Origin of the sequence: Micrococcus sp. HMSC067E09, assembly GCF_001812555.1 — a bacterium.
Lineage (GTDB): Bacteria > Actinomycetota > Actinomycetes > Actinomycetales > Micrococcaceae > Micrococcus > Micrococcus lylae.
Genome location: NZ_KV809425.1, coordinates 1 through 18,257, shown reverse-complemented (window position 1 = coordinate 18,257; position 18,257 = coordinate 1). Strand labels below are relative to the sequence as shown.

General features: G+C 72.2%; 15 protein-coding genes. 11 read left to right on the top strand and 4 right to left on the bottom strand.

Translation table 11 applies throughout. The features are described 5' to 3' along the window. Window positions 1–35 precede the first annotated feature (35 nt). Complete coding sequence (locus tag HMPREF2863_RS03405) at window positions 36–1,067, bottom strand: quinone oxidoreductase family protein (RefSeq protein ID WP_083315196.1); 1,032 nt, start codon at window positions 1,065–1,067, stop codon at window positions 36–38. Window positions 1,068–1,152: 85 nt separating this feature from the next. Between HMPREF2863_RS03405 and argC the strand changes: the two genes are divergently transcribed. From argC to argR, 6 genes are all read left to right on the top strand, one after another. Then, window positions 1,153–2,193 carry an N-acetyl-gamma-glutamyl-phosphate reductase gene (gene argC, locus HMPREF2863_RS03400; RefSeq protein WP_067191254.1) on the top strand — a complete coding sequence of 347 codons (1,041 nt, stop codon included), beginning with the start codon at window positions 1,153–1,155 and terminating at the stop codon, window positions 2,191–2,193. Continuing rightward, on the top strand, window positions 2,190–3,350 hold the full coding sequence (gene argJ / locus HMPREF2863_RS03395) for a bifunctional glutamate N-acetyltransferase/amino-acid acetyltransferase ArgJ (protein ID WP_070637923.1): 1,161 nt from the start codon (window positions 2,190–2,192) through the stop codon (window positions 3,348–3,350). Before argC ends, argJ begins: the two co-directional genes overlap by 4 nt. A gap of 86 nt (window positions 3,351–3,436) precedes the next feature. Next, on the top strand, window positions 3,437–4,384 hold the full coding sequence (gene argB / locus HMPREF2863_RS03390) for an acetylglutamate kinase (RefSeq protein WP_082740006.1): 948 nt from the start codon (window positions 3,437–3,439) through the stop codon (window positions 4,382–4,384). 34 nt (window positions 4,385–4,418) lie between these two features. Then, a complete protein-coding gene (locus HMPREF2863_RS03385; protein ID WP_067191250.1) occupies window positions 4,419–5,717 on the top strand; it encodes an acetylornithine transaminase in 1,299 nt (432 codons plus the stop codon). Then, window positions 5,714–6,682 (top strand): ornithine carbamoyltransferase, encoded by a 969-nt coding sequence (gene argF, locus HMPREF2863_RS03380; protein WP_067191248.1) that lies wholly within the window; start codon window positions 5,714–5,716, stop codon window positions 6,680–6,682. Before HMPREF2863_RS03385 ends, argF begins: the two co-directional genes overlap by 4 nt. A 1-nt stretch (window position 6,683) precedes the next feature. Next, window positions 6,684–7,169 carry an arginine repressor gene (argR, locus tag HMPREF2863_RS03375; protein ID WP_070637920.1) on the top strand — a complete coding sequence of 162 codons (486 nt, stop codon included), beginning with the start codon at window positions 6,684–6,686 and terminating at the stop codon, window positions 7,167–7,169. Between the two features lie 100 nt (window positions 7,170–7,269). Here the strand turns inward: argR and HMPREF2863_RS03370 are convergent, their stop codons facing one another. Beyond that, the gene (locus HMPREF2863_RS03370; protein WP_067191244.1) at window positions 7,270–8,010 is read right to left on the bottom strand and encodes a hypothetical protein; all 741 of its coding nucleotides are present in this window, start codon (window positions 8,008–8,010) and stop codon (window positions 7,270–7,272) included. 216 nt (window positions 8,011–8,226) lie between these two features. Further along, window positions 8,227–9,192 (bottom strand): resuscitation-promoting factor Rpf, encoded by a 966-nt coding sequence (gene rpf, locus HMPREF2863_RS12420; RefSeq protein ID WP_070637917.1) that lies wholly within the window; start codon window positions 9,190–9,192, stop codon window positions 8,227–8,229. A gap of 642 nt (window positions 9,193–9,834) precedes the next feature. Between rpf and HMPREF2863_RS03360 the strand changes: the two genes are divergently transcribed. Together HMPREF2863_RS03360 and argH are read left to right on the top strand one after the other, a co-directional pair. Beyond that, window positions 9,835–11,076: an argininosuccinate synthase gene (locus HMPREF2863_RS03360; protein WP_067191240.1), complete on the top strand. Its 1,242-nt coding sequence runs from the start codon at window positions 9,835–9,837 to the stop codon at window positions 11,074–11,076. Between the two features lie 123 nt (window positions 11,077–11,199). Beyond that, window positions 11,200–12,663 carry an argininosuccinate lyase gene (argH, locus tag HMPREF2863_RS03355; protein WP_067191238.1) on the top strand — a complete coding sequence of 488 codons (1,464 nt, stop codon included), beginning with the start codon at window positions 11,200–11,202 and terminating at the stop codon, window positions 12,661–12,663. 115 nt (window positions 12,664–12,778) lie between these two features. On the opposite strand, the gene ykgO is transcribed toward argH, so the two are convergent. Continuing rightward, window positions 12,779–12,901, bottom strand: a complete 123-nt coding sequence (gene ykgO, locus HMPREF2863_RS03350; RefSeq protein ID WP_067191236.1) for a type B 50S ribosomal protein L36 — start codon at window positions 12,899–12,901, stop codon at window positions 12,779–12,781. A gap of 181 nt (window positions 12,902–13,082) precedes the next feature. Here ykgO and HMPREF2863_RS03345 point away from each other — a divergent pair, with 181 nt between their 5' ends. From HMPREF2863_RS03345 to tyrS, 3 genes are all read left to right on the top strand, one after another. After that, window positions 13,083–14,171, top strand: coding sequence for a GTP-binding protein (locus HMPREF2863_RS03345; RefSeq protein ID WP_070637914.1), 1,089 nt, complete (start codon window positions 13,083–13,085; stop codon window positions 14,169–14,171). Window positions 14,172–14,272: 101 nt separating this feature from the next. After that, entirely contained in the window at window positions 14,273–16,552 is a 2,280-nt protein-coding gene (locus HMPREF2863_RS03340) for a HelD family protein (protein ID WP_070637910.1), read from the top strand. 97 nt (window positions 16,553–16,649) lie between these two features. Beyond that, complete coding sequence (gene tyrS, locus HMPREF2863_RS03335; protein WP_070637908.1) at window positions 16,650–17,996, top strand: tyrosine--tRNA ligase; 1,347 nt, start codon at window positions 16,650–16,652, stop codon at window positions 17,994–17,996. Window positions 17,997–18,257 lie beyond the last annotated feature (261 nt).

Here is an 18,257-nt window from a genome sequence, read left to right as displayed (position 1 = left end):
CCGACCGACAGGCTCCCCGGCGGGCGGAGGGCCTGTCAGTCCAGGGTGAGCAGCACCTTGCCGGTGGTCTGCCGCCCCTCGAGTGCCGTGTGCGCGGCCGCGGCGTCGGAGAGGGCGAAGCGCTCGCCGATCCGCAGGGTCAGCGATCCGTCCGCCACGGCCTCCGCCAGCTCCTGGGCACGCCAGTGCGTCTCTTGCGGGGTGCGAGTGTAGTGCACCAGGGACGGGCGCGTGACGAACAGGCCGCCGGCGCCGTTGAGGCGCTGCAGGTCGAACGGCGGGACCTGGCCCGACGCGCCGCCGAAGAGCACGAGCATGCCGCGCACCCGAAGGCACGCCAGGGAGTCCTCGAAGGTCGCCTTCCCCACACCGTCGTACACGACGTCGGCGCCCTCGTCTCCGGTGAGCTCCTCCACCGCGGCCTGCACGTCCGGGTAGTCGACCGACACGGTCGCCCCTGCCTGCAGGGACAGCTCCCGCTTGGCCTCGGTGGACGCCGTGGTGACCACGCGCGCCCCACGGGCGCGGCACAGCTGGGTCAGCAGCAGGCCGACGCCGCCGGCGCCGGCGGTGACCACGACGGTCTGGCCGGCCTGGACCGGGAACGTGGAGCGGGACAGGTAGTGGGCCGTCAGGCCCTGCAGCGGCAGAGCAGCGGCCTCGGCGAGGTCGAGCGAGCCGGGGGCCGGCAGAAGCTGCTCGGCGGGGGCGAGGAAGTGCTCGGCGTAGGTGCCCACGCCGGCGGCGGTCATCACCCGGTCGCCCACGGCGACGGAGTCCACGTCGGCCCCGACGGCGACGACCGTCCCTGAGCCCTCCGTGCCCGGCACGAAGGGCATGTCCACCGGGTAGACCCCGGAGCGCTGGTAGGTCTCGATGAAGTTCAGGCCTACGGCGGCGGTGCGGACCAGCGCCTGCCCCGGACCGGGGGCGGGAACGGGCGCCTCGGTCCACTGCAGGACCTCGGGGCCGCCGGTCTGCTCGGCGACGATCGCGCGGTGGGTCTGTGGGACGTCGAAGGAGGCATCGGCGCCGGGCGAGACGGGCTGGGTCTGGGTGGCATCCATGCCGCCCAGCGTAGTGATCCGGCGTGGCCCGAACCATGACGGAATACATATTCGACACAGTGCATATCTGGTCTAGGATGGGTCCATGAGCATCACCGTCGCCGTCTCCGGAGCCAGCGGCTATGCCGGAGGCGAAGCCCTGCGCCTGCTGAGCGGCCACCCCGAGGTCGAGATCGGGGCCGTCACCGCCCACTCCCAGGCGGGAGAGCGTCTCGGCGTCCTCCAGCCACACCTGCACACCCTGGCCGACCGCGTCCTCGAGCCCACGACGGCGGACGTCCTCGCCGGGCACGACGTCGTCTTCCTCGCCCTGCCGCACGGCGCCAGCGGACCGATCGCCGCGGAGCTGGCCGAGCGCTCGCCGGACACCGTGGTGATCGACGCCGGCGCGGACCACCGTCTCGAGTCGGCCGCCACCTGGGCGCAGTACTACGGCACGGAGCACGCCGGAACCTGGCCCTACGGGCTGCCCGAGCTGCCCGGACAGCGCGGGCGGCTGGCCGGGGCCAGGCGCATCGCCGTGCCGGGCTGCTATCCCACCGCCACGCTCCTCGCCCTCACCCCGGGCTTCGGCGCCGGGCTCCTTCAGCCGCGGGACGTCGTCATCGTGGCCGCCTCCGGCACCTCCGGCGCGGGCAAGGCGCTCAAGCCCCACCTGCTCGGCTCCGAGGTCATGGGCTCCATGAGTCCCTACGGGGTGGGCGGCGGCCACCGCCACACGCCCGAGATCGAACAGGGCCTCGCCTGGGCTGCGGGGGAGGACGTCCAGGTCTCCTTCACCCCGACTCTGGCACCCATGCCCCGCGGCATCCTGGCCACGGCCACCGCCCGCCTGACCGACGACGCCGACCCCGCCGCCGTGCGTGCGGCCTGGGAGACGGCCTACGCGGACGAGCCGTTCGTGCGCCTGCTGCCCGAGGGGCAGTGGCCGACCACCGCGGCGGTGATCGCCTCCAACCATGTCCAGGTGCAGCTCGCCGTGGACGAGCGCGCCGGCCGCGTCGTGGTGGTCAGCGCGATCGACAATCTCTGCAAGGGCACCGCCGGCGGCGCCGTCCAGTCCATGAACATCGCCCTGGGCCTGCCGGAGCAGGCCGGGCTCGAGAGCCAGGGGGTCGCACCGTGAGCGTCACCGCAGCAGCAGGGTTCCGGGCGGTCGGGACCACCGCCGGACTGAAGCCGTCCGGGAAGCCGGACGTGGCCGTCGTCGTCAACGACGGGCCGAAGCACGAGGCGGCGGCCGTGTTCACCACCAACCGCGTGGCCGCAGCCCCGGTCCTCTGGTCCCGTCAGGCCGTCACGGACGGCCGAGCTTATGCCGTGGTGCTCAACTCCGGCGGCGCGAACGCGGCGACCGGCCAGCAGGGCTTCCGGGACGCCCACCGCACCGCCGAGCACGCGGCCGCTGCCCTCGGCTGCTCGTCCGGCGACGTCCTGGTCTGCTCCACCGGCCTCATCGGCGAGCCGCTGGACATGGAGAGGCTGCTCCCGGGCGTCGACACCGCCGTGCAGGGGCTCGGCACGGAGGGAGGCCCTGCCGCGGCCGAGGCCATCATGACCACGGACACCCGCGCCAAACAGTCCCGCGTGGACGGGACCGGCTACACGGTGGGCGGCATGGCCAAGGGCGCCGGCATGCTCGCCCCGGGCATGGCCACGATGCTCGCCGTCGTCACCACCGACGCCGACCTGCCCGCCTCCGCCCTGCAGCTCGCCCTCGACCGTGCCGTGGCCGCGACCTTCAACCGCGCCGACTCCGACGGCTGCATGTCCACCAACGACACGGTGATCCTCTTGGCCTCCGGCGCCTCAGGCGTGGCCCCGGACCCGGACGAGTTCGGCGCCGCCGTCACCCGCGTCTGTGCGGATCTCGCCCGCCAGATGGTCGGGGATGCCGAGGGCGCCGAGCACGACATCGCCGTCCGCGTGGTGAACGCCGAGACGGAGGAGGCCGCCGAGGCCGTGGCCCGTGCCGTCGCCCGCTCCAACCTGTTCAAGACCGCGGTCTTCGGCCAGGACCCGAACTGGGGCCGCGTGATCTCCGCGGTGGGCACCGTGCCGGAGTCTGTGGCCGCGTTCGACGCGACCGCCCTGGACGTGTCCTTCAACGGGGTCCAGGTCTGCCGTGCCTCCGGCGTGGGGGAGGACCGCTCCCTCGTGGACCTGTCCGCACGCGAGGTGCGCGTGGAGATCGACCTGCACGCAGGCGACGCCGAGGCCACGATCTGGACCAACGACCTCACCCACGACTACGTCCACGAGAACTCCGCCTACTCCACCTGAAGCCGCGGACGGCAGGGCCGGTGCGCAGGACACCCCGGCCCGCCGCGACCGTCCCCCGGACCCACTCCACGGAAGGCCCCCACGCCATGATCGAGAACCCGTCGACCGCCGCCACCCCGGTGCTCTCCGCCGCGGACCGCCTCGAGCGCGCCGGGTCCAAGGCGGAGGTCCTCATCGAGGCCCTGCCGTGGATCCAGCGGTTCGCCGGCACCACGATGGTCATCAAGTACGGCGGCAACGCCATGGTCTCCGAGGAGCTGCGCCGCGCCTTCGCCGAGGACATCGTCTTCCTGCTGCACGTGGGTGTGCGCCCCGTGGTGGTGCACGGCGGCGGCCCGCAGATCAACACCATGCTGGACCGGCTCGGGATCGAGTCCGAGTTCCGCGGCGGCCTGCGCGTGACCACGCCGGAGGCGATGGACGTGGTGCGCATGGTGCTCACCGGTCAGGTCGGCCGCGAGCTCGTCGGCCTGATCAACTCCCACGGCCCCTACGCGATCGGCTCCTCCGGCGAGGACGGCGCCCTGTTCCAAGCACGCCGCACCGGCACCGTGGTGGACGGCGAGCCTGTGGACCTCGGACTGGTCGGGGAGGTCATCGGCGTGAACCCGGAGGCGATCCGGGACGTGATCGAGGCCGGCCGCATCCCCGTGGTGTCCTCCGTGGCCCCCGAGGTGGACGACCACGGCGACCTTACCGGCCACGTGCTCAACGTCAACGCGGACACCGCCGCCGGAGCGCTCGCCGCCTCGATCGGTGCCCGCAAACTCGTGCTCCTCACCGACGTCGAGGGCGTCTACGCGGACTGGCCGGACCGCGACTCGCTCATCAGCTCCCTCACCGCCTCTCAGCTGCGGGAGCTGCTCCCGTCCCTGTCCTCCGGCATGATCCCGAAGATGGCGGCCTGCCTGGAGGCGATCGACGCCGGCGTGCCGCGCGCCCACGTGGTGGACGGGCGACGACCGCACTCGATGCTGCTGGAGGTCTTCACCTCCGCAGGCGTCGGCACCCAGGTGGTCCCCGATGCCCGTTGACACCGCCTGCGCATCCCTTCGGAAGGAGACCGCCATGACCGCCGATGCCGCACACGGCACCCTGCTCGACCGCTACAGCCACGCCCTCACCGGACTGTTCGGCCCGCCCCAGCGGGCCCTCGTCTCCGGCTCGGGCGTCCGCGTGGTGGACGAGGACGGCCGCGAGTACGTGGACCTGCTCGCCGGGATCGCGGTGAACTCCCTCGGCCACGCCCACCCGCGCCTCGTGGCGGCCGTGTCCGAGCAGGCCGGACGCCTCATGCACGTCTCCAACCTCTTCACCTCGGAGCCCCAGGTCGGCCTGGCCGAGGACCTCCTGCGCCTGTCCGGGGCGCCGGCGGGCTCCTCGGTGTTCTTCGCCAACTCCGGGTCGGAGGCGAACGAGGCGGCCTTCAAGCTGGCCCGCCGGCACGGAGGCGAGGACCCCTCCGGGCTGCGCACCCGCGTCATCGCCCTGGAGGGGGCCTTCCACGGCCGCACGATGGGTGCCCTCGCGCTCACGTCGAAGGAGGCCTACCGTGCCCCCTTCGAGCCGCTGCCCGGAGGGGTGGAGCGGATCCCCGGCGGAGACCTGGACGCCCTGCAGGCCGCGCTCGCCCCGGACGCCGAGGGGCGCACCGTGGCCGCCGTCCTCCTGGAGCCCGTGCAGGGCGAGGGCGGCGTCCATGGCTGGCCCGCCGGCTACCTGGCGGGCGTCCGCGCCGCGACGCGGGAGGCCGGGGCGCTGATGATCCTGGACGAGGTGCAGTCCGGCATCGGCCGCACCGGCAGCTGGTTCGCGTTCCAGGACCCCGCGGTGACCGGGGGAGACCCTGTGGTGCCGGATGCGTTCACCCTGGCCAAGGGGCTGGGCGGAGGCGTCCCGATCGGTGCGCTCGTCTCCGTGGGGTCGGAGGTCTCGGCGCTGCTGCGCCCGGGGCAGCACGGCACCACGTTCGGCGGCAACCCGCTGGCCGCGGCCGCCGCCCGCGCCGTCCTCGCCACGATCGAGGAGGAGGCCTTGCTGGAGAACGTCCGTCGCGTGGGCGCCGCGCTCGGCGACGGTCTGCGCGCGGTGGATTCGGTGACCGAGGTCCGCCAGTATGGCCTCTGGCTCGGCGTGGACCTCGCCGCGGACGCAGTGCGTCCGCTTCCCGACGCCGGCCCCGCGCCGGCCGTCGTCCGCGCCGCCCTGGAGGGCGGCTGGATCGTCAACGCCACGGGTCCGCGCACCCTGCGCCTGGCCCCGCCCCTGATCCTGGACGAGGCCGACGCGCGCGACTTCGTCGCCGCCCTGCCCACGATCCTGTCCGCCGCCGGACAGCCGACCGAGAACCGAGGAGCATCGTTGTGACCGACACCGCCGTGCGCCACTTCCTGGTGGACACCGACCTGTCCCCGTCCGAGCAGGCCGAGGTCCTGGACCTGGCCTCCGAGATGAAAGCGGACCGCTTCTCCCGCCGCCCGCTGGCCGGCCCGCGCACGGGGCTGGTGATCTTCGACAAGACGTCCACGCGCACGCGTATCTCCTTCGCCGCCGGCATCGCCGAGCTCGGCGGCCAGCCGCTGATCATCAACCCGGGGGAGTCGCAGCTGGGCCACAAGGAGTCCGTGGGGGACTCGGCACGGGTGATGGGACGCATGGCCTCGGTGATCGTCTGGCGCACCTATGCGCAGACTGGCCTGGAGGAGATGGCCGAGCACGCGGGGGTCCCCGTGATCAATGCGCTCTCGGACGACTACCACCCGTGCCAGCTGCTCGCGGACCTGCTGACCGTTCGCGAGCACAAGGGCCGCACCGCGGGACTGACCCTGACCTACGTCGGCGACGCGGCGAACAACATGGGCCACTCGTACCTGCTGGCGGGTGTCACCGCCGGCATGCACGTCCGCGTGGCCGGGCCCGAGGGGTGCCTGCCGGCTCCGCATGTGGTGGCCTCCGCCGAGGAGCGCGCCGCGGAGACCGGAGGCTCCGTCCTGGTCACCACCGACCCGGCCCAGGCGCTGGACGGGGCCGACGTGGTGGTCACGGACACCTGGGTGTCGATGGGACAGGAGGACGAGGCACACGAGCGCAAGGAGCTCTTCCGGGACTACACGGTGGACGCCGCCGCCATGGGGCGCGCCGCTGAGGACGCGATCTTCCTGCACTGCCTGCCGGCCTACCGGGGCATGGAAGTCACCGCGGACGTCATCGACGGTCCGCAGTCCGTGGTGTGGGACGAGGCCGAGAACCGGCTGCATGCCCAGAAGGCCCTGATGGCCTGGCTGCTCGAGAAGTCCGGCCAGGCCGCGCCGCCCGCCGAGGAGGTGCGCTGACATGGCGACCCCCACCACGAAGACTGCGCGGCAGGCGGCCATCCGGGACGTGCTGCAGACCCAGCAGATCCGGTCCCAGTCCGCCCTGTCCGAGGCCCTCGCCGACCGGGGACTCTCGGTCACGCAGGGCACGCTCTCCCGTGACCTCGTGGACCTGGGCGCGGTGCGTGTGCGCGATGCCGAGGGGATGGTCTACGCCGTCCCGGCGGATGGCGAGGACGGCTTCCCGGCCCGCAGCGGGGAGGCCCAGGCCGCCCGTCTGAGTTCGATGAGCCGCGAGCTGCTCATCTCCGCGGAGCCGACCGAGAACCTGGTGGTGCTGCGTACGCCGCCGGGCGCCGCCCAGTACATGGCCAGTGTCATCGACCAGGCCCGGGTGGAGCACGTGCTGGGGACGATCGCCGGAGACGACACCATCCTGCTCATCGCGGACAGTACCGAGCACGCCCCGGGGGTGGCCGCCCAGCTGCTCGGCCTCGCCGGCTGAGGCAGACCGCGGCGGGATCCGCTTCCCGGCGACGTGTGAGGGGTCCGACACACACCGGTGCTCGGCCGCTCGCACGTCCGGTGGGCCGGGGTCTGAGTCCTCAGAGCCCGGGGCGCTGGTAGATCTGGTCCTCCGGCGGTGCCTCTGTGGGCGGGACCTCGTTCCAGTCGCGGAAGTCGATGGTGCCGGCCGGGCCGTCCTTGCTGTCGCTCTCGCCGTCCACCTCGAGACGCACCAGCTCGTCGTCCTGGTTGATGTAGAGCGAGACGTGGCCGTCGCCGGCGTCCACGTCGGAGTACTTGAACACCCGCTCGCCGTCGAGGCGGAGCGTCTCGGCCTGCGGCTCCTGGCCGTCGAATGCGTCGGCGTCCGGGAGAGCGGAGACGAAGCCCTCGTAGAAGGTGGACATCGAGAACGCGCCGTCCCGTCCGGAGGGGACAGAGATCCAGAGTCCCGGGTCCACGTCCTTGAAGGTCTCGCCGCCCTTGGCGGAGACGAACTTCTCGTCCGGACGGATGAAGGTCGTGTCGTCGGCGGCGATCACCTCGACCGTGCCCTTCTCCTCGATCAGGCGGCCTGCGTAGGAGGAGTCGTCCAGGGCGCCCGCGAGCTCGACGTCGATGGTGCCCTCGCCCTGACGGACGTCGCCGCTGACCCGCACCGAGGTGGCCTCGTCGACCGAGGCGCGGACGGACGGCCACACCTGTGCCAGCGGTGGGGGTTCCGGCACGCAGCCGGTCAGCGCGGAACCGCTGACCACGGCCAGGCCGGCCAGCAGTGCCGCATGGTGACGGACGGGGCGGAGTGCTGCGGCGGGGGCGACGGTCGTCGATGCGGGCATGGCGGTCCCTCCTGCAGGTGAGCTCTCTGTCGTTCAGCGTACGCGGTGTCCCCCCGCGCCTGCCGGGACGGCACGCCCACGGGCGGTCTGCGGGACGCCGCCCCGGGCCGACGACGGTCTGGTGAGGGGTGGTGCAGGTCCGGACGAGGCCCTGGCCGCAGATGTGTGAAGGGCCCCGTCGCGCTCGGCGACGGGGCCCTTCAGCGGGACCGTGGATCAGCCACGCGGCAGGGTGAACTCCTGGCCGACGTAGATCAGGTTCGGGTCCTCGATGACGGAGGAGTTGGCCTCGTAGATGGCCTCCCAGCCGCCCTCGATGCGGTGCTTGTTGGCCAGCGAGAACAGGCTGTCGCCGGCCTCGACGACCACGGTCTCCTGCTGGGCGGCCTGGCGGCGGGCCTCGGCACGCTCGGCGGCGGCCTTCTCCGCAGCCGCGGAACGCTCGGCGGCGGCCTGGCGGTCGGCCACGGCCTTCTCGGCGGCTGCCTTCTCGGCAGCGGCCTGGCGCTGGGCCTCGGCGCGCTCGGCGGCTGCCTTCTCGGCGGCGGCCTGGCGGTCGGCCACGGCCTTCTCGGCGGCTGCCTTCTCAGCAGCGGCCTGGCGGTCGGCCTCAGCCTTCTCGGCGGCGGCCTGGCGCTGGGCCTCGGCGCGCTCGGCGGCAGCCTTCTCAGCAGCGGCCTGGCGCTGAGCCTCGGCACGCTCGGCGGCGGCCTGGCGCTGGGCCTCGGCCTTCTCGGCGGCGGCCTGGCGCTGAGCCTCGGCGCGGTCGGCGGCGGAGGTGTCCACGGCGGAGGTGCGCTCGACCGGGGTGGCGGAGGAGCCGGCCGCGTCGGCGGCGGTCAGGCCCAGCTTCTTGGAGCAGGACGGCCAGGCCTTCCAGCCCTGCAGCGCCAGGACCTTCTCGGCGCGCTTGATCTGCTCGGCCTTGGAGGCCTGGTGCGGGTAGCCCTTGCCGCCCACGGCGTGCCAGCTCGAGAGCTTGAACTGCACGCCGCCGTAGAAGCCGTTGCCGGTGTTGATGGACCAGTTGCCACCGGACTCGCAGTGGGCCAGGCGGTCCCAGGTGGCCTCAGAAGCGGCCTGGGCCGGAGCGGCGATCGCGATGGCGGCGGCGCCGGCGACGGTGAGGCCGGCGGTGACGGTGGCGGTAGTGCGCTTGGCAGAGGATGCAATGAGGTTCATGGCGTTGAGAGGGTCGGGTTGCCGCTTCTCGCCTGCGAGACAGTGCGTGCTCAGGCAATGGGCCGTCCACCCTGGTTCGGGGCAAGACTCCTGCCAGGGTAGGACGGCCCGCAGCGGGCGCCTGGCAGAAGAGGTTGATCCGTGCGGCCCCGTCCGGCGCGTGGTGCGTCGGTCACGGTTAGGTCACGGATCGGCTACGGGAGAGTCAACGCCCTGCGGTGGGTGCGCGTCAAGTCCGTGGGAGGAAATGGGGAGAACTTCCACTTCTGGTGGACAGTATGTCTGCAACGCGCGGTTGAGGCCTGTTGGGCGTAGACAGTCTGTCAGCAGTGGCAGTTGTGCAGTGCAGGATGTCCATGGTCGGGATGTGGCACCGCAGACACCGGAAAGGTCACGGCGTTCCGATCGGCGCCGCGGCGTGCGGCGCGTCGGCGTCGCCGCCGCTGCTCTGGCGCACGGCGCCGCCCGTGCTGTCACCCGCCCCCACGCCCCCTGGCGTCGCCCCCGGGGGGTCATCCCGGTATTCCATGCGTTGCATAACTATGCCTTCACGGGCTAGGCTCGCCGGTGGCAGGTCGCTCTGTGCGACCAGGCCTCCGCCGAGGCCGCGCCACCGCAGACAATCACGTGAGGAGCACGTCAGTGAAGGAACGCATCGTCCTCGCCTATTCGGGCGGTCTGGACACGTCCGTCGCCATCGGCTGGATCGCCGAGGCCACCGGCGCCGAGGTCGTGGCCGTGGCCGTCGACGTGGGTCAGGGCGGCGAGTCCCTCGAGACCGTCCGCCAGCGCGCCCTGGACTGCGGCGCCGTCGAGGCCTACGTGGCCGATGCCCGTGACGAGTTCGCGGAGCAGTACTGCATGCCGACGCTCAAGGCCAACGGCCTCTACATGGACGCCTACCCGCTGGTGTCGGCCATCTCCCGTCCGGTGATCTCCCGCCATCTCGTGGCGGCCGCCCGCCAGTTCGGCGCCTCCACCGTGGCCCACGGCTGCACCGGCAAGGGCAACGACCAGGTGCGCTTCGAGGTCTCCATCCAGACCCTCGGCCCGGACCTGAAGTGCATCGCCCCGGTCCGCGACCTGGCACTGACCCGTGACAAGGCGATCGACTACGCCGAGCGCAACGAGCTGCCGATCGTGACCACCAAGAAGAACCCGTTCTCGATCGACCAGAACGTCTGGGGTCGTGCCGTGGAGACCGGCTTCCTGGAGGACATCTGGAACGGTCCGACCAAGGACGTCTACGACTACACGGACGATCCGGCGTTCTCGCCGGCGCCGGACGTCGTGACCATCACCTTCGAGCAGGGCGTCCCGACCGCCCTCGACGGCCGTTCGCTGACGCCGCTCGAGGTCATCGAGGAGCTCAACCGCCGTGCCGGCGCCCAGGGTGTGGGCCGCATCGACATCGTGGAGGACCGCCTCGTGGGCATCAAGTCCCGCGAGATCTATGAGGCCCCGGGCGCGATGGCCCTCATCGCCGCGCACAAGGAGCTGGAGAACGTCACCCTCGAGCGTGAGCAGGCCCGCTTCAAGCGCCTGGTCTCCGACCGCTGGACCGAGCTGGTCTACGACGGCCAGTGGTACTCGCCGCTGAAGCAGAACCTGGACGCCTTCATCGACGCGACCCAGGAGCATGTCAACGGCGACATCCGGCTCGAGCTCCACGGCGGCCGCGCCACCGTCCAGGGCCGCCGCTCCGAGACCGGCCTGTACGACTTCAACCTCGCCACCTACGACGAGGGCGACGCGTTCGACCAGTCCTCCGCCCGCGGCTTCATCGACATCTACGGCCTGTCCGCCAAGACCGCCTCCGAGCGCGACCAGCGCCTGGGCGGCACCGCCGACCTGACGGACGTCGCGCGCCTCAGCAACGACTGACCCGGTCGACCGGCGACGAGGCGGCCCCGGCGCATCCCGCAGCCGGGGCCGCCTCGTCTGTCCCGCCGTCCGTCCCTTCCCACAGCACCATCGACGTCGACTCCCACCCGTCAGGAGGGCCCCATGACCACCCCAGCCGATTCCGCCCGCCACGGCACCAACGAGGGCGCCCTGTGGGGCGGCCGCTTCTCCGGCGGCCCCGCCGATGCCCTCGCCGCCCTGAGCAAGTCCACCGACTTCGACTGGCGCCTGGCCCGCTACGACATCGCCGGCTCCCGTGCCCACGCCCGCGTGCTGCGCACCGCCGGACTGCTGACGGCCGAGGAGCTGGACGGCATGTTGGCGGCCCTGGACCGCCTGGAAGAAGACGTCGTCTCCGGCGCCTACACCGCAGCGGAGTCCGATGAGGACGTGCACGGCTCCCTCGAGCGTGGCCTCATCGAGCGCGCCGGTCCGGAGCTCGGCGGCAAGCTGCGCGCCGGCCGCTCACGCAATGACCAGATCGCCACGATGGGTCGGATGTACCTGAGGGACCACGCCCGACTGGTCGCGCGCGGCGTCCTCGCCACGATCGACGCGTTGATCGCCCAGGCCGAGGCCCACCCCTACGCGCCGATGCCGGGCCGCACCCACCTGCAGCACGCCCAGCCGGTGCTGTTGTCCCACCACCTGCTGGCCCATGCCTGGCCGCTGCTGCGGGATGTCCAGCGCCTGGCGGACTTCGATCGCCGCGCCGCCGTCTCCCCGTACGGATCCGGCGCCCTCGCAGGCTCCTCGCTCGGCCTGGATCCGGAGGCCGTGGCCGCGGAGCTGGGCTTCGACTCTGCCGTGTGGAACTCCATCGACGGCACCGCCGCGCGCGATGTCTACGCGGAGTTCGCCTGGGTCGCCTCGATGATCGGCGTGGACCTGTCCCGCGTGTCCGAGGAGGTCATCTTCTGGGCCACCAAGGAGGCCGGTTTCGTGACCCTGGACGACGCCTTCTCCACCGGGTCGTCGATCATGCCCCAGAAGAAGAACCCGGACGTCGCCGAGCTCGCGCGCGGCAAATCCGGCCGGCTCATCGGCGATCTCGCCGGCCTCCTCGCGACCCTCAAGGGTCTGCCGCTGGCCTACAACCGGGACCTTCAGGAGGACAAGGAGCCGGTCTTCGACGCCGCCGACACCCTCGAGCTGCTGCTGCCGGCCGTCTCCGGCATGATCGCCACTCTGACGTTCCACACCGAGCGCATGGCGGAGCTGGCCCCGCAGGGCTTCGCACTCGCCACGGACATCGCCGAATGGCTCGTCCGCCAGGGCGTCCCGTTCCGTGTGGCCCACGAGCTTTCCGGCGAATGCGTCCAGGCGGCGGAGAAGCGCGGTGTGGAGCTGTGGGACCTCACCGACGAGGAGTTCGCCTCCGTCTCCGAGCACCTGACTCCGCAGGTCCGTCAGGTGCTCTCCACCGAGGGCTCGCTGTCCTCCCGCGACGCCCAGGGCGGAACGGCGCCCTCCGCCGTCGCCGCCCAGATCGCGGCGCTCAAGGAGGCCGTGGACGAGGTCCGCCCCTTCGCCGACTCCGCCGGCTCGGTGGTCGGCGCCGCCTGAGCGGCGCATCCCCGGCACGACGACGGACGGTCGTCTTCCACGGAAGGCGACCGTCCGTCGTCGTTCCTGCGGGTCTTCCGGCCCGCGGGCGGGGCCGGTGTCGCAGCGCTGGCGGTCAGCCGTGGCGGGCCTTCAGCCGCGGGTTCTTCTTGTTGATCACGAAGGTGCGGCCGCGGCGTCGGACCACCTGGGATCCGGGCTGGTTCTTCAGGGCGCGCAGGGAGTTGCGGACCTTCATGGGGTGCCTCCTGGGGGCTCGTGGTCGCGGTTCGGTCAGACGTCCCGAGCGGGACTCGGACAGATTAGCGCAAATGAGAACGGTTAGCATAAAGTCGTCCGCGTCCTGTCCCCGAACCGGTCCCGTCCCGCCCGACGACGGTCCGGACGCGGCAGTCCGATCGACCAGAAGGAGACCCTCCGTGTCCCAGCCCCCGTTCCCGTCCCGCCCCCGGAGCGGCGGTCGACCGTTGCGGGCCGACGTCGTGGTGGTGGCCGGCGTGCACGCCGCACAGCGCCATGCGCAGGCGGCACGGCTGGCCGCCGATGCTGGGGCAACACTCGTCGCCGCAGTCGCCTGGGGCGAAGACGGCCTCGTCCCGGAGGCGGTGCTGCGGACCGGCGGGCCGGTGGTGCTCGAGGTGCCGGCGCAGGTGCCGGTGACCCATGTGATCGGCGAGCTGGCGGACGAGCCGGAGCGGGTGCGCGTCACCGCCGTGGTGGCGGTCGCCTGCCTGCACACCCTCCACGAGGACCTCGCCGACGGGGCCGGCCACGGCCGGGCCCTCGTCGACTGCCTGGAGGCGGCCACGCACCACGCCCTCGTGGGCGCGTCCGAGCCGGACCGTGCCACAGGTCCCGCGGCGACGCCCGGTGCAGACCGGACGGTCCACGGGGTGCTCCGGGCGGACGGGGAGGCCGAGACCGCCGCCCGGCGCCTGCTCGCGGTGCTGCGCCCGGACGCGCTGCCGGTGGTCGGCGGTCGCGCCGATGCAGGTCCACTGGGCACGGCCGGCACGGACGCCGCCGGCGGGATCGGCCCCGAGCTGGACTGCGCCGGCTGGCTCCAGGTGGTCAACGGCGAGTGGCCCACGGACCGGGTGGTGCCCGGCGTCGGCGTGGCCCGCTACGAGCGTCACCGTCCCTTCCACCGCGGCCGCCTGGAGGAGCTCGCCGATCGCTGGGCGCTCGAGGCGGCCGCCCGGGGCGCGGGCGGGGCCGCGGCGGGCCTGCGGATCTCGGGCCTGTGCCGCCTGGGCGACCTGCCGGAGTGGACCTTCCGCTGGGACCAGGTCGGCACGGACCTCGAGCTGCATCCGCTGGCGCCGGACGACGCGGTGCTCGGTGCCGAACCGGGGGACGACCTCGAACCCGAGCTGCTGTGCGTGGGACCCGAGCTCGCGCTGTTCGGCTGGGGAGCCCATGCGGACCTGTCCCGGATCGTGGCGGACCTGGACGCCGCCCTGCTCACGGACGCCGAGTTCGCCGCCGGTCCGGACGCCTGGGGCTGACCCGGCGCCGCAGGTCACCTTCCGTTCACACGCGCACCTATAGGATGGATGGTCACGTTCCGCGCCGGAGACCGCTCCGGCCCGAGACCAGGGAGCACCGCATGGGGGACACCGTGACCGTCCGCGAGGCCGAGCTCGCCCTCGAGCGAGAGCGCGTCGCCGTCCGCTACGCCCGCCTCGACGCGCTGCGCGCCGAGAAGCAGGAGCAGCTCGCCGGCGTCCGGCGTTCCGGGCTCCAGGGATCGGTGCAGAACCACTCCGAACGGGACGCATTCGCCGCTCTGTACGAGGACCGTCTGGCCCAGCTCGAGGCCGTCGAGGACCGCCTCGTCTTCGGACGGCTGGATCTGGACGCGGAGCACGAGGCAGACACGCCCGGCCCGCGCTACATCGGCCGCATCGGCCTGACCGACGAGGAGCACGAGCGGCTGCTCCTGGACTGGCGGGCGCAGGAGGCCGGCGCCTTCTACCAGGCCACCCCGTTGCAGCGGCAGGGCGTGCGCCGCCGCCGCCACCTGATGCTGCGCGGACGCACCGTCCGGGACATCGAGGACGAGGTGCTGGATCCCGAACTCGCCTCCGCCGGTACGAACGAGATCGCAGTGGGCGGCCAGGGGGCGCTGCTCGCGGCCGTGACGGCGCGGCGCACCGGACGCATGCATGACATCGTCGCCACCATCCAGTCCGAGCAGGACGAGCTGATCCGCCGTCCGCTTCCCGGGGCCGTGGTGGTGCAGGGTGGGCCGGGCACCGGCAAGACCGCGGTGGCGCTGCATCGCGCCGCCTACCTGCTCTACACCCATCGGGAACGTCTCGCGAAGGCCGGCGTCCTGCTCGTCGGGCCGTCGGTCGGCTTCCTCCGCTACATCGAGCGCGTGCTGCCCTCGCTGGGCGAGACGGGTGTGGTGATGGCCTCGCTGGGCACGCTGTATCCCGGTGTGGCGGCCGTCCCGGAGACCGATCCCCGCGTGGCCGTCCTCAAGGGGCGCATCGAGGCCGCCGAGATGGTGCAGGCGGCTGTGGCCCGCCGGCAGAGGCTGATCCCTGCCCGCCGCACCGTGGCGGTGGACGGCACGGCGCTCACCCTGTCCCCGGGCATGGTCCGCCGCGCCCGCGAGCGTGCCCGGGCCACCCGCAAACCGCACAACGAGGCGCGCGAGACCTTCGTCAAGATCCTGGTCCGAGAGCTGGCGGACCAGCTGCGCGAGAAGCTGGAGCACTCGGCCGGCGCCACCGTGAACCGGGACTACCTGCTGGAGGATGTGCGGACCTCCCGCGATGTGCGCATCGCCCTGAACCTGTGCTGGATGCCCATGACCCCGCAGCGGCTGCTCGCCGAGGTCTTCTCCACGCCGGAGACCCTCCGGGCCTGCGCCCCGTGGCTGGGCGACGACGAGGCCCGGCTGCTGCTCCGCGCCCCGGACGCCCCGTGGACCGAGGCGGACGTGCCGCTGCTGGACGAAGCAGCCGAGCTGCTGGGCGCCATGCCCTCAGGCGCACCGGCGGAGGACGGAGAGGCCCAGCATCGCCGCAACGTGGAGAACGCGAAGGCCACCCTCGAGAACGTCCACCAGACGCTCGCGGACCTGGGCGTCGACGGCGTCGTCGACGCGGAGACGCTCGCCCGGGCCAACGAGCGGGGCACCGTCCGTCGCACCACTGCCGAGCAGGCCCGCCATGACCGCACCTGGACCTACGGCCACGTGGTGGTGGACGAGGCACAGGAGCTGAGCCCCATGCAGTGGCGTCTGCTGGCCCGCCGCTGCCCGATGAAGTCCTTCACCATCGTGGGGGACATCGCGCAGGCCTCGGCCCCGGGCGCCCCGCGGACATGGCGGCAGGCCCTCGGCGACTCGTTCGACGAGCGCCTGGTGGTCGAGGAGCTCTCGGTCAACTACCGGACCCCGTCGCGCATCGTCCGCTGGGCCGCGGGCGTCGCCCGGGCCGCGGGGGTGAAGGTCACGGCACCGGAGGCCGTGCGCGAGGGCGACCACGAGCCGACGCTCACCGTCGTGCCCGCCGGAGAACTGCAGCAGGCGGTGCTCGCACGGCTGGCCGAACTCCGCGACCTCGTCCCGGAGGGCCTCAGTGCGCTCGTGGTGCCCGAGGAGCTCGTCGCCCCGCTGTCCGCGGCGATGCAGCAGCAGGGACTCACCGTGGACCGAGTCCCGGCACCGGGTGTTGACGTCGTGGTCGCCACGGCGCGGGAGACGAAGGGCCTCGAGTTCGACGTCGTGGTGCTCGCTTCTCCGGAACGACTGGTGGCGGACGCCCACGGGGTGGTCGGAGACCTCTACGTCGCCATGACCCGCTGCACCCAGGCCCTGGCTGTGGTCACCGACGCCCCCGAGGCTGACCTGCCGGGGGGACTGGTGCGCTGACGGACACCGGTGGGCGGTCGTCGTCGAGATGTTCGGACTGCGACATCCGGCGGCGCGCCGACGGCGGCAGCGACCGCCGCTGGGTACGCTGAAGTCCGTGAGCGCAGAGACCCAGAACACCGAGAAGCGCCTGAGCGCGCAGTCCAACGACTCCAGCTTCGAGAACATCTGGCAGGAGCTGAAGTGGCGTGGCCTGGTCCACGTCTCCACCGACGCGGCCTCCCTGGAGCAGGCCCTCGTCGAGGGCTCGGTGAGCTACTACTGCGGCTTCGACCCGACCGCCCCGTCTCTGCACCTGGGCCACCTCGTGCAGCTGCTGCTGATGCGTCGCCTGCAGCTGGCCGGCCATCGGCCCTACGCGCTGGTGGGCGGTGCGACCGGTCTGATCGGCGACCCGCGTCAGACCTCCGAGCGTGTACTGAACACCCGCGAGGTCGTGGCCGAGTGGGTGGACTCCCTGCGCGAGCAGATCCGCCCGTACCTGTCCTTCGAAGGTGAGAACGCGGCCACCATGGTGAACAACCTGGACTGGACCGCGCAGATGTCCGCCCTGGACTTCCTGCGCGAGGTCGGAAAGAACTTCCGCGTGGGCACCATGGTCAAGAAGGAGATCGTGGCCAAGCGCCTGCACTCGGACGAGGGGATCTCCTACACGGAATTCTCCTACCAGGTGCTGCAGGGCAACGACTACCTTGAGCTGTTCCGTCGCCACGGCATCACCCTGCAGTCCGGCGGTTCGGACCAATGGGGCAACCTGACCTCCGGCACGGAGCTGATCCGCAAGGTGGAGGGAGAGCACGTGCACGCCCTGGGCACCCCGTTGATCACCAACGCGGACGGAACCAAGTTCGGCAAGTCCGAGGGCAACGCCGTGTGGCTCGACGCCTCGATGTGCTCTCCATACGCCTTCTACCAGTTCTGGCTCAACACGGCCGACGCGGACGTGGTGGACCGCCTCAAGGTCTTCACGTTCCTGACCCGTGCACAGATCGAGGAGTATGCACAGAAGGTGGCGGACGAGCCGTTCCGACGTGAGGCGCAGAAGCGCCTGGCCTGGGAGGTCACCACGCTGGCCCACGGTGAGGCGGCGACCCAGGCCGTGATCGACGCGTCCGCCGCGGTGTTCGGAGGCGGAGACCTGTCCGCGGTGGAGCCGGAGACCTTGGAGTCGGTGTTGTCCGAGCTTGACCACCAGGCGGACACCTCGGTCTGGTCCCGAAGGGAAGACGGCCGCGTCTCCATCATCGATCTGCTGGTCTCCTCCGGCCTGGCCTCTTCGAACTCCGAGGCCCGACGCATCATCAAGGACGGCGGAGCGTCCGTGAACAACGTCAAGGTGACGGATATCGAGCAGACGTTCGGCTCTGGCGACGCCCTCGCCGGCCGCTGGCTGCTCATCCGCCGGGGGAAGAAGAACATGGCTGCCGCAGACCTGTCCCTCTGACACGTCCGGGGAGCCGGCAGAGGACCGCTGCCCTGTCCCTCTGACACGTCCGCGGAGCCGGCAGAGGACCGCTGCCGATCGCTCCCGCCCTGTCCCGACGACGGCGTACGCCCGGAAGTGGTCGAGGTCACCTGGAACGGTGGCCCGCAATGGGATGAGAGCGCTGGCTCGGAAGGCCTCGTTCTCCGCAGGATTCCGCGGAGAACGAGGCCTTCGGCATCAGTGGACACCCCGATTTTGCGTGTGGGTGGGGATGTGTGT

Bases quoted from the DNA above. Each gene is read 5' to 3' on its own strand.
- HMPREF2863_RS03405 (WP_083315196.1), bottom strand. From the start codon at position 1,067: ATGGATGCCACCCAGACCCAGCCCGTCTCGCCCGGCGCCGATGCCTCC.
- argC (WP_067191254.1), top strand. From the start codon at position 1,153: ATGAGCATCACCGTCGCCGTCTCCGGAGCCAGCGGCTATGCCGGAGGC.
- argB (WP_082740006.1), top strand. From the start codon at position 3,437: ATGATCGAGAACCCGTCGACCGCCGCCACCCCGGTGCTCTCCGCCGCG.
- HMPREF2863_RS03385 (WP_067191250.1), top strand. From the start codon at position 4,419: ATGACCGCCGATGCCGCACACGGCACCCTGCTCGACCGCTACAGCCAC.
- argR (WP_070637920.1), top strand. From the start codon at position 6,684: ATGGCGACCCCCACCACGAAGACTGCGCGGCAGGCGGCCATCCGGGAC.
- HMPREF2863_RS03370 (WP_067191244.1), bottom strand. From the start codon at position 8,010: ATGCCCGCATCGACGACCGTCGCCCCCGCCGCAGCACTCCGCCCCGTC.
- rpf (WP_070637917.1), bottom strand. From the start codon at position 9,192: ATGAACCTCATTGCATCCTCTGCCAAGCGCACTACCGCCACCGTCACC.
- argH (WP_067191238.1), top strand. From the start codon at position 11,200: ATGACCACCCCAGCCGATTCCGCCCGCCACGGCACCAACGAGGGCGCC.
- ykgO (WP_067191236.1), bottom strand. From the start codon at position 12,901: ATGAAGGTCCGCAACTCCCTGCGCGCCCTGAAGAACCAGCCCGGATCC.
- HMPREF2863_RS03340 (WP_070637910.1), top strand. From the start codon at position 14,273: ATGGGGGACACCGTGACCGTCCGCGAGGCCGAGCTCGCCCTCGAGCGA.